This is a genomic window from Mycolicibacterium celeriflavum (genome assembly GCF_010731795.1).
Lineage (GTDB): Bacteria > Actinomycetota > Actinomycetes > Mycobacteriales > Mycobacteriaceae > Mycobacterium > Mycobacterium celeriflavum.
The window spans coordinates 2958405-2974853 of record NZ_AP022591.1; the positions used below are offsets into that span (position 1 = coordinate 2958405).

Annotated in this window: 16 protein-coding genes and 1 tRNA gene; 7 read left to right on the top strand and 10 right to left on the bottom strand. The window is 68.0% G+C overall.

Features of this window, described 5'->3' with window-relative positions:
- Positions 1-47: 47 nt before the first annotated feature.
- The 3 genes from G6N18_RS14445 to dcd all read right to left on the bottom strand — a co-directional run bounded on the left by G6N18_RS14445 (position 48) and on the right by dcd (position 3902).
- A complete protein-coding gene (locus G6N18_RS14445; protein WP_163689890.1) occupies positions 48-1664 on the bottom strand; it encodes a DUF7159 family protein in 1617 nt (538 codons plus the stop codon).
- Positions 1665-1885: 221 nt separating this feature from the next.
- Positions 1886-3211 (bottom strand): ammonium transporter, encoded by a 1326-nt coding sequence (locus tag G6N18_RS14450; RefSeq protein ID WP_083005781.1) that lies wholly within the window; start codon positions 3209-3211, stop codon positions 1886-1888.
- Positions 3212-3329: 118 nt separating this feature from the next.
- Positions 3330-3902 (bottom strand): dCTP deaminase, encoded by a 573-nt coding sequence (gene dcd / locus G6N18_RS14455; RefSeq protein ID WP_059098673.1) that lies wholly within the window; start codon positions 3900-3902, stop codon positions 3330-3332.
- Positions 3903-3947: 45 nt separating this feature from the next.
- Between dcd and G6N18_RS14460 the strand changes: the two genes are divergently transcribed.
- Positions 3948-4021, top strand: a tRNA-Gly gene (locus G6N18_RS14460).
- 55 nt (positions 4022-4076) lie between these two features.
- Here the strand turns inward: G6N18_RS14460 and G6N18_RS14465 are convergent.
- Positions 4077-4697, bottom strand: coding sequence for a LysM peptidoglycan-binding domain-containing protein (locus G6N18_RS14465; RefSeq protein WP_083005783.1), 621 nt, complete (start codon positions 4695-4697; stop codon positions 4077-4079).
- A gap of 211 nt (positions 4698-4908) precedes the next feature.
- Here G6N18_RS14465 and G6N18_RS14470 point away from each other — a divergent pair, with 211 nt between their 5' ends.
- Positions 4909-5160 (top strand): hypothetical protein, encoded by a 252-nt coding sequence (locus tag G6N18_RS14470; protein WP_083005787.1) that lies wholly within the window; start codon positions 4909-4911, stop codon positions 5158-5160.
- An 18-nt stretch (positions 5161-5178) separates the two neighbouring features.
- On the opposite strand, the gene G6N18_RS14475 is transcribed toward G6N18_RS14470, so the two are convergent.
- Positions 5179-5844 (bottom strand): VldE C-terminal domain-containing protein, encoded by a 666-nt coding sequence (locus G6N18_RS14475; RefSeq protein ID WP_179962308.1) that lies wholly within the window; start codon positions 5842-5844, stop codon positions 5179-5181.
- 165 nt (positions 5845-6009) lie between these two features.
- Between G6N18_RS14475 and G6N18_RS14480 the strand changes: the two genes are divergently transcribed.
- Positions 6010-7179 (top strand): DUF7159 family protein, encoded by a 1170-nt coding sequence (locus G6N18_RS14480; RefSeq protein ID WP_083005790.1) that lies wholly within the window; start codon positions 6010-6012, stop codon positions 7177-7179.
- Between the two features lie 3 nt (positions 7180-7182).
- On the opposite strand, the gene G6N18_RS14485 is transcribed toward G6N18_RS14480, so the two are convergent.
- Together G6N18_RS14485 and G6N18_RS14490 are read right to left on the bottom strand one after the other, a co-directional pair.
- Complete coding sequence (locus G6N18_RS14485) at positions 7183-7626, bottom strand: cupin domain-containing protein (protein WP_067225892.1); 444 nt, start codon at positions 7624-7626, stop codon at positions 7183-7185.
- Positions 7627-7650: 24 nt separating this feature from the next.
- Positions 7651-9372, bottom strand: coding sequence for an Hsp70 family protein (locus G6N18_RS14490; protein WP_083005793.1), 1722 nt, complete (start codon positions 9370-9372; stop codon positions 7651-7653).
- A gap of 110 nt (positions 9373-9482) precedes the next feature.
- Here G6N18_RS14490 and G6N18_RS14495 point away from each other — a divergent pair, with 110 nt between their 5' ends.
- Positions 9483-10988, top strand: coding sequence for an FAD-dependent oxidoreductase (locus tag G6N18_RS14495; RefSeq protein ID WP_083005797.1), 1506 nt, complete (start codon positions 9483-9485; stop codon positions 10986-10988).
- 34 nt (positions 10989-11022) lie between these two features.
- The gene (locus tag G6N18_RS14500) at positions 11023-11481 is read left to right on the top strand and encodes a nuclear transport factor 2 family protein (RefSeq protein WP_067225901.1); all 459 of its coding nucleotides are present in this window, start codon (positions 11023-11025) and stop codon (positions 11479-11481) included.
- A gap of 1 nt (position 11482) precedes the next feature.
- On the opposite strand, the gene G6N18_RS14505 is transcribed toward G6N18_RS14500, so the two are convergent.
- Positions 11483-12136 (bottom strand): L,D-transpeptidase family protein, encoded by a 654-nt coding sequence (locus G6N18_RS14505; protein WP_083005801.1) that lies wholly within the window; start codon positions 12134-12136, stop codon positions 11483-11485.
- Positions 12137-12230: 94 nt separating this feature from the next.
- Here G6N18_RS14505 and G6N18_RS14510 point away from each other — a divergent pair, with 94 nt between their 5' ends.
- On the top strand, positions 12231-13721 hold the full coding sequence (locus G6N18_RS14510; protein ID WP_067225906.1) for a bifunctional phosphatase PAP2/diacylglycerol kinase family protein: 1491 nt from the start codon (positions 12231-12233) through the stop codon (positions 13719-13721).
- Here the strand turns inward: G6N18_RS14510 and G6N18_RS14515 are convergent.
- The gene (locus G6N18_RS14515; protein WP_083005804.1) at positions 13675-14346 is read right to left on the bottom strand and encodes a phosphatase PAP2 family protein; all 672 of its coding nucleotides are present in this window, start codon (positions 14344-14346) and stop codon (positions 13675-13677) included. The genes G6N18_RS14510 and G6N18_RS14515 overlap by 47 nt on opposite strands.
- Before the next feature lie 48 nt (positions 14347-14394).
- On the opposite strand from G6N18_RS14515, the gene G6N18_RS14520 reads away from it, so the two are divergent.
- Positions 14395-14877: a hypothetical protein gene (locus G6N18_RS14520; RefSeq protein ID WP_067225911.1), complete on the top strand. Its 483-nt coding sequence runs from the start codon at positions 14395-14397 to the stop codon at positions 14875-14877.
- Here the strand turns inward: G6N18_RS14520 and G6N18_RS14525 are convergent.
- Entirely contained in the window at positions 14874-16355 is a 1482-nt protein-coding gene (locus G6N18_RS14525; protein ID WP_083005807.1) for an HNH endonuclease signature motif containing protein, read from the bottom strand. The two genes, G6N18_RS14520 and G6N18_RS14525, sit on opposite strands and share 4 nt — an antisense overlap.
- Positions 16356-16449: the final 94 nt, after the last annotated feature.

The window sequence follows — 16449 nt, forward strand, 5'->3', positions numbered from 1 at the left end:
CGCGACGCGACACTGAGCGGCAGGCCAACGTCAGGTTACGAGTGTGCCTATCCGCAGAAGATCAGGAAGCAGTTCGACCCGCCACCACCGGACGAGCCGCCCGAGCGGCGGGGCCCGTCGTCACCGGATCCCCTTCCTGGGTACCGACCGGAGCCGCTGCCGGAGTTACCGCCGGACCCGGAACCGGGGTAACTGCCCGAACCGGGATTGCTGCCCGAACCGTTGCCGGACCCGTTCTGCCACGGCGGCGTCTCGAGGTCCGGCCACTCCGGCTCCTCCGGTTCGTCCTGCCACGGCGGTGTCCACGGCGACGACTTCGGCGGGGTCCACGGCGACCGCGGTGGATTCCACGGATTCTGTGGCCGGGGGTAGTAGTACGGCGGCGGCGCCACTGCCGGCGGCAGGTAGGCCGGAACCGGCGCGGGCGCCACCGGCGCCGGGGCCGGGGGGGCGGCCGGAGCAGGCGGCGGGGCCGCCGGCGCGGGCGCGGGGGCGGGGGCTTGCGGCGCCGGGGCAGGCGCCTCGACGTAGACGGTCCGCGGAGACTGCGGCGCAGGCTGCTCCTGGACGACGGGCACCGGCGCCTTGATGGTCTCAGCCGGTGGTGGTGGCGCCTGGACCGGCTTCGCCTGCTCCACCGGCGGAGGCGGCGGCGCGGGTGCGACGGAGCTCGGCACGATCGCGCTCTGGCCGGGACTGGGTCGCTCGTCGGCGGTCGGGCGGATGCTGACCGCCAGTGAGATCACCAGCGCCACAACGCCGACGACGAAGATCGACGTCAAGGCGCTGCCGACGAGCAGGAACGGCTTGCGGTCGTCGTTGGAGGTCGGCGACAGGTCGGTTTTCGGCTCGTCGGCGTCGAGGTAGGCGCCGTCGTCGCCGGCGGGGGCGAGCTGCGTCTCCGCGCCAGCCAGCCCGGCGTACACCGAACCCGCCGTGGTGCCATCGGGGTCCTGCGAGTAGGCGAGACCGACGGTCGAGGCTTCGAACGCGGGCGCGTTGGCCGCCGCCAGCGCCGCGCCGCGGGCCAACGCCATCTCGGGCTCGTCGGGAGCATGCACCGGCAGGCTCACCAGGTGCTCGAGATGGCTCTTCACCGAGCTGACGTCGACGCCCGAACCGACGACGAACATGCCCTGGGGCCGCGTGTCCTGGGCGTCGACGGCGGCGGCCATGTCGGCGAGCACGGCCATCGCGTCCTGGCTGTGCAGGGTCCGGCCCAGCACCTTGACCACCGACCCGTCGTCGGTCTGCACGACCGAGAGCGTGGCGGTGTCGCGGTCGATGAACAGCAGCGCGGTGGTGCCGTAGCCGACCGCGCGGCCGACAGCCTGCGCGAGGGCGGCGGCGGCGTGGCCGTCGGAGACCAGCATGACGTCGTCGATGCCGCGGGCAGCAAGCAGCTCGCGCAGTTGCGCCGCTTCGGCGTGGTCGCTCCACGTGACACCGATGGCCTTGAGATCGTGGCCGCCCGCCTCGGCGCTCTCCTTGGTGCCGAGCACCGCATCCACCACCTGGGCGGCCGCGCCCGGCGTTGCCGAACCCTCAGCTTCGCTCACGTCGAAGACGTCGTGATCGACGGTCGCCCCGTCGGCTTTCTCGCCTTCGACCAGCACGATGCGGACCGTCGCAGGTGTCATCGACACACCCAGTACGATGTCCACTGCCCCTCCATGAGTATTTGCTATGTTGCCTGGATCGGCGACCGGTGCCTCGCTCCGCACAAGCCGCCGACTAGTGCTTAATCGTCCTGAGCAGCACGGGCGTTACACCCGAACCCGTATTTGCTAGGACGATCAGCCGGGCCGACTTGTGAACGGCACGGGTACGGCCGACGCCGGTATCTAGACCCTACTCGTGTCAACGACCGAAAGCGCCCGGCGGTTCAACTCTCGTCGGCGGTTTCCGCCGGTTGTGGTGTTCCGGGTGTGTCCAGCGCCCCGAGCCCGCCAAACCCCGGGCGCCTCGTCGGCACGTGGCCGTGCACACCCTCCGCGTAGGCGGTCTCGGCGTGCTGGGTGAAGTCGACACCGGTGGTCTCGTCCTCGGGGCTGACCCGGAAGCCCATCAAGCGATCGATCATCTTGGCGATCAGGTAGGAGGCGGTGAACGCGTAAGCGGCGACGACCACGACCGCCAGTGACTGCTTGCCGAGTTGCGTCAGCCCGCCACCGTAGAACAGGCCCGACGGACCAGCGGTCATCACCTCGGTGGCGATCAGGCCGATCAGCAGCACACCGACGACACCGCCGACGAAGTGCACGCCGACCACGTCGAGCGAGTCGTCATAACCCCAGCGGAACTTCAGTCCGACCGCGAACGAGCAGACCACTCCTGCGGCCGCCCCCACGATGAAGGCGCCGAGGGTGTTGACCGTCCCGCACGAGGGAGTGATCGCGACCAGGCCGGCGACCACACCCGAGGCGGCACCGAAGGTGGTCGGCTTGCCGTCGCGGATCCGTTCGACGGTGATCCAGCCGAGCATGCCGAGGCAGCCGGCCACCAGCGTGTTGAGGAACACGGCGGCCGCGGTGCCGTTGGCGGCCAGCGCCGACCCGGCGTTGAACCCGAACCAGCCGAACCACAGCAGCCCGGCACCGAGCAACACGAACGGCAGGTTGTGCGGGCGCATGGCGTCCTTCTTGAAGCCGATCCGCGGCCCGAGCACCAGGGCGAGCGCCAAAGCGGAAGCGCCGGAGACGATTTCGACGACCAGGCCGCCGGCGTAGTCGAGCACGCCGAACTCGAAGAGCCAGCCGCCCGGCCCCCATACCCAGTGCGCGACAACCGCGTACACCGCGACCGTCCACATCGGAACGAACACCATCCAGGCCGCGAACCGGGCCCGGTCGGCGATTGCGCCGCTGATAAGGGCGGCGGTGACGATCGCGAAGGTGAGCTGGAAGGTGGCGAACAGCAGTTCGGGGACTTCGCCGCGCAAGGTGGTCGGATCGATGCCGAGCATCCCGAAGTGGGTCAGGTTGCCGATCAACCCGCTGCCGGCGTCGTCGGAGAACGCGACGCTGTAGCCGGCAAGCAACCACGCAACCGTGCACAACGGGATCGAGATGAAGCACATCATGATCATGTTGAGCACGCCGGTTGTGCGGACCATGCCGCCGTAGAAGATCGCCAGCCCAGGCGTCATCAACAGCACCATCGCCGTCGCCGCCAGCAGCCAGGCCGTCGCGGCCGGATCGATCGCGTCCATGGGGCTCCTCCCGGTCGGGAAAGAGCATTTCGGCTTCAGGTTTCCGTCGCGGGGCGCGCGTGTTTCCTATTTGTTTCGTGTTTCTGGGTGGTTACCGCGTGCTCACCGTGCGCCGGGGTCAGCTGGACTTGATGAAGTTCTGATACGACCGCGACGGCGTCGGGCCCCGCTGGCCCTGGTACTTCGACCCGGCCTTGGCGCTGCCGTAGGGATGCTCGGCGGGGCTGGTCAGTCGCAGCAGGCACAGCTGACCGATCTTCATGCCCGGCCACAGCGTGATCGGGAGGTTGGCGACGTTGGACAGCTCGAGTGTGATGTGGCCGGAGAATCCCGGGTCGATGAAACCCGCGGTGGAGTGCGTCAGCAGCCCGAGGCGGCCCAGCGAGGACTTGCCTTCCAGCCGGCCGGCCAGGTCGTCGGGCAGCGTGCACAGCTCCAGCGTCGAGCCCAGCACGAACTCGCCGGGATGCAGCACGAACGGCTCGCCGGGTTCGGGCTGCACGAGGCTGGTGAGCTCGTCCTGCTGCTTGGCCGGATCGATGTGGGTGTAGCGCGTGTTGTTGAAGACGCGGAACAAGCTGTCGAGGCGCACGTCGATGCTCGACGGCTGGACCAAGGTGTCGTCGAACGGGTCGAGACTCAGTCGCTCGGCGGCGATCTCGGCGCGGATGTCGCGGTCGGAGAGCAGCACCCGACGAGCGTAGCCGCTCGGATGCTAGCCTTCGTGCTCAAACAAGCCGGTGTAGTTCAATGGCAGAACATCAGCTTCCCAAGCTGAGAACGCGGGTTCGATTCCCGTCACCGGCTCCACGCGGCGGCCGCCCACGGCATCTTTCGGTCCAGCCCACCGTTGCGTTGCGTTCAGTCAGGGAATCGTCAGCACCTGGCCGGGATGGATCAGATCAGGATTCGAAATCCCGCTGGCGTCCGCGATCACTTGATACTTGTTGCCATCGCCGTAGAAACGCTCCGCGATGGCCCACAATGTGTCGCCGGAGACGACCGTGTAGGTCCGCGGCGCGGGCGGCGGCGGCGGTGGTGGTGGCGGAGGAGGTGCGGGTGCCGCTTTGGGCTCGGGTGCCGGAGCCGGCTCCTCGACCGCCGCGGGGGCTACCTCGTCGGGCGCGGCTTCAGGCGCGGCGGGTGGCGCTTCCTTGGTGTCGGTCTTCGTCGACCAGGCCGGCCCGTCGGCGGCGTACAGCACCAGGTTGCGGTCGTCCTGCAGGACGAGCTTGACGTCCTTCTTGCCCTTGGTGTCGGTGTGCCACACCGGCTTATCGGACGTGTAGAGCACGAAGTTGCCGTCGGTCTGGACTTCGGCGCGTACCACGTTCTGGCCGTTGGTGCCTGTGGCCCACACCGCTTCCCCCCGTGCCGCCAGCACGAGGTTGCCGTCGTCTTGCAACGTCAACGTGTACGCCCCGTTGTTGGAGGTGAGCGATCCGCCCCTCTCGAGCTTCTGTCCCTCGGAGAGTGTGTCTGCCATGGCCTTACCTCTTTCTCGAAGGTTGCACTGCCGACCCTAGTGACCCACGGTGTGCCTGTATGGCGTTCTGCTCGACGCAATTCAAACGTTTGGCGAACGAACTGATGAGTCAGTTTTCTGCACAATCCGCCGCGCCTTCGCCGGTGCCGGCAATAGTCTCGACTTTGCCTCGCGTGCTTCTTGTCGAGACGCTCGATCAGGGAGGTATGACATGTTCGATCTGCCAAGGCCCGCCCGCAGACTTGCCGGTGCAGTCGTCCTCGGTGTTGCGCTGTTCGCGGCTCCCGCCGTGATCGCACTGACCGATACGCATCTGGAGTCGGTCGCGGAACCAGCATGCACCGGAAGCGAATCCGTCGTCGACGGCAAACCCACCTGTGTGCCCGCCCCCACCGCACCGGATGCGTCCAACCCGGCGAGCGGTCCCGTGGACAGCCGGGAACATGACGGCGGACACCACTGAGACCGACTTCAGGTCACCTCAGCGCAGGTAGACCTCGTCACCGTCGGGGTAGCCGCCGCCGTGGGTGGTGATGTGCACATGGTCGAAGTGGCCGTAGCCGCCACTCTGAGCACCGTCGGGGGTGTAATAAACGCCGCGCCAGATCGCGTCCTGTAATCCGAAACGCTTCGCGTTCCGCAGTGCGTACCAGACGATTTCGTTGCCGAGCGCGATCCCTTCCGCACTACCGGGATTCGGGATCATCACATCGAGCGCCAGACCGTTGGGGTGCCATCGAAGCGAATCCGGTCGCACCCCGCCGATGTTGCTGATCTCGGGGAACGCGTCGCTGATGGCCCGCGACGCCAGGATCGTCTTCACCTGAAGCCCGCGTTCGGGCGCGATCCCGGTCGGAAGCGAACGGTCGACGGTGCGGTACCGGGCCGCTGCCACCATGGCGTCGGGCATCGCGGTCAAAGGAACCTGGCCGGCCGACGGAGCCGCAAGCCGCGTCGGTGCCGCCGCCACGATCTCCACGCAACACGGCGTCGCGTCCTCGACGACGACGGGTTCGCTTTCGGGCGCCGGGCGAGCGGAGAAGTGGACGTCTCCGCCCACCGCGAAGAAGAGCGCTGCCGGGGCGATGGCTGCAGCCACGCCCATCGGTGGCGTGCGCCGCTTCTTGGCTACGGAGTGCCGTCCCACGGGGGGTTGTATATCAAATCGTTACCTTGACCGCAATTCTGCGGACCCGCCGAGCAGGTTCGGCCGCGCTCGAACGCTAACTGCTGCTCGACGCTCTCGTTCGGCACCGCGTCGGTCGGGAGGTAACCTCGGAACCTGATTCACCGCAAGAACGGGGACACAGATATGGACCTCGTGCTCGGCCTGTCGATGACGTCCAGCACGGTTCGGTGGGTGCTCGTCGAGGGCACGACCGGCGAGGGCGCCACAGTCGACCGCGGGTCGTTCGACTTCGACGCCGAGGTCGATCCCGACGATCTGCTCAACGTGGTGCTTGCCGACGTCGTCGACAGCCCCATCCATGCGATCGGCGTCACCTGGACCAACGAGGCCGAAGAGGTCGCGTCCGGTGTGCTCACGGCGCTCACAGCCCGCGGCTACGGCAATGCGATCGCGATCTCCGAACTGGAGGCGGGCGACGTGCTCGCGGCGGGCATCGCCGACCTCGCCGACTACGACGACGTCGCGGTGTGCATCGTGGAACCCGACGCCGCGGTGGTCGCGATGGTCACCGGCGACGGCGTGACCGTCGACCGCATCGCCCGACCTCTCGACGGCGCCGACGTCGTCGAGTTGCCGAGCAGCGTGATCGCGATGCTCGAGCTCAATGAATGGCAGCCGTCGGCGGTCTTCGTGGTCGGTTCGGCTCCGGACCTCGATCTGATCACCTCGACGCTCGGCGACGTCACGGAATCACCGGTGTTCTCCGCGGCCGAGGCCGACGTCGCGATGGCACGCGGCGCGGCGTTGGCGTCGGCGCGTGCGGTGAATGCTCTGGACGCGACAGGCTCCGACCAGCCCAAGACGGTGGGTGCGCTGACCTCGGTGCTCGTCGCCGCGGTGGTGACGTTCGTGGTGTCGATCTCGGCGGCGGTCGGCCTCAGCCTCACCCGTGACGACGATCCCGCACCCGCGGCCGCCAGCGCCGACGGCGAATCCGTTGCCGTCACCGAAGAGGCGCCCCCGGCCCTGAAGAAGGTGACGACGCCTGCCGAGGCAATCCCAGTGGTCGCGCAGACCATCGCCGTGGCCGCGCCTCCACCGCCGGCCGCACCCGCCGCGGAGCCGGCCTACGAACCACCGGCCTATGTGCCACCAGAGCCGGCGGCCACACCGCCCGCTCCGGCCTACACACCGCCCGCTCCGGCCTACACACCACCGGCACCCGTCTACGCACCGCCTCCGCCGGCGCCCGCCTATGTGCCCCCGCCGCAGCCGCGCCTGCGCGACCGCATCATCGAGCGGATTCCGATCATCAACCGGTTCCACGAACCGGACTACTCCTACGGGCGTTGAGCCCTACGGGCAGGCGGCCGGGGCATCATCCCGAATTGGCCGGTCGGCCGGCAGCGTGTAAGTGACCGTCGCTTCCGCGTGCTCAAAGCCCTTGTTGGACACCACATGCGGAACGCCGGCCGGGATGAAGATGGCCTGTCCCGCGGTGAAGGCAACCGGCGCGCAACCGGTCGCGGTTTGCAGGTTCACCGCGCCGGCGTTGATCACCGAGTGCTCGGGGCCGGGGTGGGTGTGCCAACCGCTGCTCGACGCCGGGGACAGCACGAGGTTCTGCACATACAGGGTCGTCGGCTGCCCCACCGCGACGATCGCGATCGGCGTGTCGGTGGTGCCCTTCGCCAGATCGGTGCGCTCGATGTCGCCCTCGGCCGGCGTGCCCGCTGCGGTCGGTGACACCGCTATCCCCGCAATTGCCATCGCCGCCGCTGCCCAACCCGCCCGGTTCATCACCGGATTATCCGACACCTGGACCTACGGGACCGGCTGGTACGGATTCTGTGGGACCTGGATCGGGATCGGAACGGGCACGAACGGCACCGTCAGATAGGTGGTTGTCATCGGCGTCGTCGTCGGGGTGGTCGTCGTGGGTGGAGTCGTCGTGGGTGGGGTCGTCGTCGTGGTCGTGGTTGTCGTGGTGGTTGTCGTGGTCGTGGTTGTTGTCGTGGTCGTTGTGGTTGTGGTTGTGGTGGTCGGTTCCGTCGTGGTGACGACCGTGGTCACCGGCGGGGGCGGCGCCTCACTGGTGACCGGCGGTGGCGGCGGCGCGCTGGTGACCGTGACGGACTCCACCGGCGGCGGCGGCGGTGCCTCGCTGGTCGCAGGGGGCGGCGCGGCCGGCGGCGGAACCGGCGAGGTGCGCGGCGCCTCGGTCACACCGGTGTTGCCCGTCGCGCTCGTCAACGCGATCGCGACACCGCCGACGGCCACGACCGCGACCGCCGCGGCGAGGCCGAAGACCATCCCCGGCAACCGCTGCCAGACGCGCGGTTCCTCGATCGGCCCGGTCGCGGCCACATACCGCACCGGCGGCCGCATCGACCCGGTGTCGTAGGGAGTCTCGTACGGTTCCACCCCGGTGTACGGCACGAGTTCGCCTGCCGCGTCGTCGTCCTGCGACCACGCCAGCGCCCGGAACGTCGCCGACCCCGGCGAGTCCACCTCCGCGGGCAGCACCGGCGCCAGCCCGGTCTGCGCTTCGGCGGCCGACGTATACGCCCCGATCAGCGCGGCGCCCACCGCGGCGGCGACCGAAGGTTGCGGTGTCGTGATCACCGCCATGCCGAAGTGCTCGGCGAGCCGCCGCCGGATCAGCGGAATGTTGGCGCCGCCGCCGACCGCGACGACAGCCCCAACATCAACGCGGTCAATTGCCTTGCGCTGCAACGTTTTATCCAACACCTGCAGAACGCCGGCGAGTGGTGTGGCGATCATCGCCTCCAGCTCACTTCGAGTCAACCGGACCGCCGCCCGGTGGCCGGGCAGCTCTGCGTCGACGTCGGTCGCTTCCTCCGCCGACAGCCGTTCCTTGGCGTGGCGGCACTCCTCTCGCAGGCGGGTCAGCGATCCCACCGCGGCCGTACTCGCAGGATCGACCCGCCCCGACGCCGCGAGCTCGTCGACGATGTGGCTGAGCACGGCCTGATCCAGCCAATCCCCGGAGAACTCCGCGTGCCGGACCGTCTCGTCGATCGGTTCCAACTCCGCGCCCGCGTCCGCCAGCGTGATGCTGGTTCCGCCGCCACCGAAGTCCAGCAGGACCACCACACCCTGCGCCGGGAGACCGGGATTGGCCTGCAGCGCCCTCAGCGACGCGGCGGCATCGGAAACCAGTCGCGCGGGCGTGCCGTCAGCGCCGAGCATCGGGTGCCCGCGCATCGCATTGCGCAACGTCTGCAGCGCCGCGGGTCCCCAGTGCGCGGGAACCGCGACGGTGACATCGTCCGACGGCTTGCCACCGGTGCTGTCGACCAGTTCGGCAAGCGCCTCGACCAGCAGCCGATCGGCCGAATGCAGCGATCCGTCCGGGGCGACCAGCGGCACCGAGTCGCCGACGCGCTCGACCAGACCGGTCATCACGACGCCGTCCGGCAGGGTGAACACCGGGCGTCGAGTCACAGGTTGATTGGCTTGATTGTCGATGCGCACCGCGACCAAGTTCGTCGTCCCGATCGACAACCCCAACGGGTCGCTCATAACGGACCACACGATAGCCGTCCGACCACGCGGAACCCGTCAGACACTCCGTGCGAACCCCGTTCGGCCGCCGCCGTTTTGGGCTGCCCCAAACGGGTATCTGCAAGGCCATGACATCTCTGTGGCTGGCAAACCGCGTCGAGCAGCCGACACCGCCCGACCCGCTGGACGAATCGGATCGGTCGGCCGACATCGTGGTGGTGGGCGCAGGGATAACCGGGCTCATCACCGCGGTGCTGTTAGCGCGGGCGGGCAAAGACGTCCTGGTGCTGGAAGCGCAACGGGTCGGCGCGGGCGCCACCGGCAACACCACCGCGAAGATCAGCCTGCTGCAGAGCACCAAGCTGTCGAAGATCGTCGACAAGCACGGTCCCAAGACGGCCGGCCAGTACGTCCAGGGCAATCGCGAGGGCCAGGAGTGGCTGATCCAGCACTGCGAGGCGCACGGGCTTTCCGTACAGCGCGAGGACGCCTACACCTATGCGCAGTCGGACAAGGGCGTCTCATCGGTGCGCCAGGAATTGCAGGCGTGCGAGACCGCGGGACTCGATGCGCAGTGGGTGGACGAGGCCGACGTGCCGTTCCCCTTCCACGGCGCGGTCCGATTGGCCGACCAGGCGCAGTTCGACCCGATGCCGTTGCTGGACAGCCTGGTCGTCGAACTCGAGGAGCGCGGCGGCCGGTTGGCGCAAGGCGTTCGGGTGCAGAAGGTCTCGACCGAGGGCGACGGACTGATCTTGACCGTCCGCACCAGCGCCGGTGAGGAATTCGAGGTCCGTACCAACCAAACCGTTCTCGCGACGGGTATTCCGATCCTCGATCGCGGCGGCTTCTTCGCCCGTCTCAAGCCGCAACGCTCTTACTGCATGGCCTACAAGGTGCCGGTCAACATCACCCGGGGGATGTACATCTCCGCCGACTCCCCCACCCGGTCGCTCCGGTACGCGCCGACCCCCGACGGCGACTTCCTGATCGCCGGTGGCGCAGGACATCCGGTCGGTCACCAGAAGAGCCCGGCGTCCTCGGTGCAGGAACTCGACCAGTGGACGAAGCTGCACTACCCCGGTGCGATGCAAACGCATTACTGGTCCGCGCAGGACTATTCGCCGATCGACGAACTGCCCTACGTCGGCCCGATCCTGCCGGGCAACGACAAGATCTTCGTGGCAACAGGTTTCGACAAGTGGGGCATGACCAACGGGACCGCTGCGGCGCTGGCGTTGTCGAGTCGCATCCTCGGCGGTCGGATGGACTGGGCGGAGGCGTTCGCCAGTTGGAGTCCGCACGAATTGTCCGGCATCCCAAAGGCGCTGCAGACCAACGCGCAGGTCGCTCTGTATCTGGCGCGCGGGTGGATCACACCGGTCACCCGAATCGCCAACCGCACGCCCGACGAGGGCGGCGTGGTCAGCGGCCCGCCGTGGGACCTCGAGGCCCGCAGCGTGGTCGACGGCCACGAGTACCGGGTGTCGCCGGTGTGCCCACACCTGGGCGGCATCGTCAACTGGAACGATGCCGACGAGTCGTGGGAGTGCCCACTGCACGGATCGCGCTTCGCGCCGGACGGCACGCTGCTCGAAGGCCCGGCCACCCGCAATCTGACATCCGCGCGCTAGCCCGCCCACACCCGTGTGTGCTGCAATGTCCGCCATGGGTGACATCGACGAGATCCAGCAAGTGAAGTTCCGGTACCTGCGTGCCCTCGACACCAAGCATTGGGACCAGTTCGCCGAAACCCTCACCGAGGATGTGGTCGGCAAGTACGGCGAGTCGATCGGCGAGGAGCATCACTTCACCAACCGCGACGAACTGGTGAAGTTCATGCGCGACTCGCTGGGACCCGAGATCATCACCGAACACCGCGTCACGCATCCCGAGATCACCGTCGACGGTGACGAGGCGACGGGTACCTGGTATCTGCAGGACCGGGTGATCGCGCCCGACTTCAACTTCATGTTGATCGGCGCGGGTTTCTACCACGACCGCTACCGGCGGACCAGCGACGGATGGCGGATCAGTGAAACCGGATACGACCGCACCTACGACGCGTCGATGTCGCTCGAGGCACTTAATTTCAAGGTCAAACCCGGTCGCGCGCTGAACATTTGATTCACTGAGCGACCGCGATCAACGCCCCCGGGCGTAGCCACCGCATGATCTCGACCAGTTTGTCGTCGGCGATCGCCACGCATCCTGCGGTCGGGCCGCCGTCGGTGGCGTGCAGAAAGAATGCGCCGCCGTTTCCGGGCACCCGTGCCTTGTTGACGCCCATCACGACCGCGTGCACGTACTGCGGGATGTCGAGATTCTCGGTGCCGCTGGCCGGATCGGTGTCGAACGGACACTGGGCCTTCTTGCAGACCTGCATGGTGTTGTAGGTGGGGCTTTTCATGTCGCCGTCCCACCAGTGGTCGGGTCCGACCTGGACATACGGCAGGCCCCCGCCTGGGTTGGGTGCGGTGCCGAACGCAAAGTCGAGTGTGAATACGCCCATGGGCGTTTTCATTTCGCCGTCATGGGTCTGCGGCGACATGCCATTCGCCCCTATCCAGGCCGGGATGCCCACCGCGACCGGTTGCCAACCGGCCGCAGACCGCTGGTAGACCTCCATTTTCGCCTTCGAACCGCCGGTGCCCACAACCGAGATCACCTGGGTGGCCGAGCCAACCGACTGGGCGAACCACGGCGCTGTCTGCGCTTGGCCGACGGGTGACGTCGCCAGAGTCATCGCGACCGCGCACAGCAGGGTCAGCAGTCGGCGCACCCGGTCATGCTATGGCCCAGCGCTGTGTCCGTCGGGTAAGCCACGCTTGGCGTCGCCAGGGTTAGTTGTTGCCGGGTGTGGATACGTTGGGGGGATGAACCTGCTGTCCAGGAGTCGCCACCGTGGTATCCGGCAGATCGGCCGGGGCCTCGGCACGCTCGACCGCGAGGTGTTCGAAGCGATCGCAGAGTCGCCGAGTCCGTTGCTCGACGCGGTGATGCCGCGCCTGACCCGGGCGGCCGATCACTCGAAGCTGTGGTTCGCCATTGCGGCGTTGCTGGCGGCGTCCGGGAGCGCGTCGGCAAAGCGCGGCGCGATCCGCGGCGTCATCACCCTGGCGGTCACCAGCCTGATCACCAACCAGGGCGCCAAGCGGGTGTGGCGGCGACAGCGGCCCAACCGCCTGCTGGTGCCGTTGGCGCGCCAGGCCCGTCGGACGCCGACGTCCAACTCGCTGCCGTCCGGGCATTCGGCCAGCGCGGCGGCGTTCGCCGTCGGGGTCGGCCTGGAGAGCCCGCCGCTCGGCCTCGGACTCGCGCTGCTGGCGGGACTGGTCGGCATGTCGAGGATCGCCACCGGTGCGCACTATCCCGGTGACGTGCTGGCCGGATTCGGCATCGGCGCCGGCATCGCGGTGCTTGGCGGACGGATAGTGCCCGCGGTGGTCCCGCCGAGGATCCCGACCGCCGATCCGCTCCGGGTGGAGACCCCGCCGCGCCCGGACGGAGCCGGCGTGGTGCTGGTCGTCAACCCGACATCCGGCAGCGGCACAGGCGCACGCATCATCGAGGAAGTGCGAAACGCGTTGCCCCGCACGGACATCATCGAGCTCACCGATGATGACGACATCGACGATGTGCTGCGTTCGGCGGCGCGGCGCGCAGAGGTCCTCGCGATCGGCGGCGGGGACGGCACGGTGTCGTGCGCCGCGGCGGCGGCTCTCGAAGCGGGCATTCCGCTGGCCGTCTTCCCGGGTGGCACGTTCAACCACTTCGCCAAGGACATCGGTTGCGAGACAGTGGACAAGACCATCGAGGCGATTCGGCAGGGCAGCGTCGCGTGCGTCGATCTGGTCTGCATGAACGAGAATCAGATGGTGGTCAACACCGCCAGTATCGGCGCTTACCCGGCGTTCGTGCGGACCCGGGAGAAGTACGAACACAAGATCGGTAAGCCGCTGGCCGGCCTGTACGCAATGTTTCACACCCTGCGCCACGAGAAACCGGTACGCATCCGCTACGACAACAAGACGTTGCAGACGTTCCTGTTCTTCCTCGGCAATTCGGCTTATCTGCCATCAGGATTCGCGCCGTCGCGGCGGACCCGCATGGACGACGGCCTGATGGACATCCGGATTCTCGAGACCGGCCGCCGGTTCGGCAGGCTGCGCATCCTCGTCGACGCCGCTCTGGGCCGACTCGAGCGCAGCCCGTTCTATCACGAGATGCGGGTCCCGGAGTTCGAGTTCACGGCGGTGGACGGCCCCACGATGCTGGCCCTCGACGGTGAAGTCGGAACCGAATGCACGACGGGCAGTTTCAGCGTGCGGTACCGGGCACTTCCGGTGTTTCGTCCGCTTCCGTGATTGGTCGCGACGGCGGTACCGCCAGCAGGCAGATCACGAAATACGCGTAGCCCAAGGCCCATCCGGCCACCACGTCGGACGGATGATGCACGTTGAGCACGACACGGCCGAGCCCGATCACGACGACGATGACTGCACCGAACGCGATCAGCAAACCTCGCGCGGGAGCGCGCACGACGGGCAGTCCCACAGTCAACAGCGCGAGCACGGCGACCAGCACGCCGAGCGCGTGCCCCGAGGGAAACGATGTGCCGAGCGCGAAGACGAACGCGGTGTCCGGGCGCGCGCGATCGGCCGCCGCCTTCGCCGCTTCGGTGACGAGACCGGAGAGTTCCACGCTGATCAGAAGGAACATCGCGATCCGGACATTGCGCCGCGCCAGCGCCACGATGATCAACACCACGGTGATCAACCGGAAGGCGTTAGGCCCCAGGATGGTGCAGAGGACGTCCCATCCGAGCACCCAGCCCGGATTTTCTTCGCCACGACGATAGAACGAGTCGAGCGCGGTGGAGTCGGCGGCAGTCAGCCACGTCCACTGCTGTGCATGTCCCACCCACAGCAGGGCGTACACCACGATCGCGCCGACAGCCGTTACCGCCAGCCAGCGCTTGTGTGATGCCACCGCTTCACCTCTACCACGTGAATCACTGTGCCGTTAGGGTGACAGCCCATGGCCGTGTTCCTGCGTAAGCTGCTCCGAATCGGCGGTCTGCCCGACGACATGCGGACCGAGGTGCAAGCCGAAGGCGTCATTTTCCTCGCCGAGTACATCGCGGTGACCCGACGGTTCAGCGGCAAGATCCCGGGCCGGCGCGCGAACGCCAACGTCACCAGCTACGTCGGCTCGTTGGCGCTGACAAACGAGCGGGTTCTCGGCACACTGTCGACGGTTCCGAAGTTGGCGTCCCGCACCATCGACCAACGGTGGGACGCCGCGCAGTCGGGCACCGTCACCGCCGAACTCTCGGCTACCGGCATGCAGATCGACGTCGACATCGCTGGAATCGATTCGCGCTTCAGCGGCCAACTTTCGATGCACTACAAAGTGGCGATCCCGGAGGATGTGCTGATGCGACTGCCCCGGCGATCGCTGTCGTTCGACGCACCGCCGGAGTACGTGTTCCGCGCCGTGGGAGTGCCGTACCACCCTTAAAAGGGCGGCGGCTTGTTCCGCTCCGCCACATACACCTCGTTGTGGCGGCGTTCCTCGTCGATGGCTCGGGCGCGGCTTTCGGCGCGGGTTTGCTTGCGGCGCGGCATCATCAACCCGCGGGTGTTCGCATCAGCCGTTGCTTGTGCCGCGGCGACGCGTGCGGGGTCGACCGGTGCGGTGGGCCGGCACAGTGAGGGGAACAGCACCTTCGAGCCGGGACAGGTGGTGACCCGCTGTCCGTGCCGTGAGGTCCAGACGACGGTGCCATCCGGATGCTGTTCATCGCGCCAGCCACCAAACGTTTTCAGCAAGTGATGTTTTCGGCACAAGCACTTCAGATTCGACGCCTGGGTCGGCCCATGCGGATACGGGATCGTATGGTCCAGATCGCAACGATCGGCGGGCTCGTCGCAGCCGGGGAACCGGCACGTCAAATCCCGACAGCGCACGAACCACGCCAACACCGCCGACGGGGTATAGCGCCGTTCGGGCGGACTGTCGCCGGGATGAACGACCGGTTTCAGTTTGGCGGTGCCGGCCAGTTTCGCCGCCAGCAGCGGCGCGGGCAACATTCCCCGGCCCATCAGATACCCCGGGTCGGTGGCGGCCGGGCTCATCGGTTCGCCCTGCGGGCGCGGCGCCTCCCCGTCCAACTGCGCCGCGGTGTCATCGGTCAAGGACTCCTCGCCAGCCACCACATGAACCACCACCGCACTCGCCGTCGCCGCAGCGGCCGCACAGTCCGCACGCCCGCACGCACACTGCAGCCGATCAGCGCCGCGGCCCCACGCGCCCAGCGCATCCGAACGGCGCTGCTCGACAGTGCGGGGATCAGCGTCGCAGACCGCGGCGGCCATCGCATCCAGGCGCTGATCCAAGGCGTCCGCGTCGGTGGCCAGCAACGACCCCTGAATCGAGGCGGTGCCCGATCCGTCGTCGGGGTCATAGATATCGACGTAGCGGCCGCGGGCATGCGATTCGCTGCGCCGCACCGCGGCCGGGTCGTAGCGATCCACCCAGTAGTCGATCGCGTTCTGCAACTTCTCCACCGACAACGACCCCCACCCGCCGATCTGGGCGGCCAGCTCGGTGTCGACCTTGGCCATCGCGTCCGGGTCGCGCACCAGCCGGGTACGCGCGGCCACCGCGGCGACCATCCGATACGAGATCGCCCCCGTCGCGAACACCTCGCCCACCCGCGGCAACCGGTGCCGCAACTCATCGGCAATCAACAGTTGATGCGAGGCCACCCCCAACGACACCCCTTGGGCGGCCGCGACCTCCGCGGCGGCCATCGACCAGTTGTCGATGCACCACTGTTCCCGATCCACCGCCCCAGCCTCCGACAGCAGCCGCTCGAGCACCTCAGCGCTGGCGAGCAGCCGGCGCGCGCAGGCGGCGTTTTCCACCCGCGCCCACGCCCCCACCGCCGCGGCACCACGAGTACCCCCGGCCGCCCCCACAAGCTGATCGAACATATGAGCGACATTACGTCGCTCCGGTGGCCCGGCCACCCGAGCCGACCAAGCCTGTGGATGAATTCGAACTTGGGGATAACGCGCAGATCCGGCG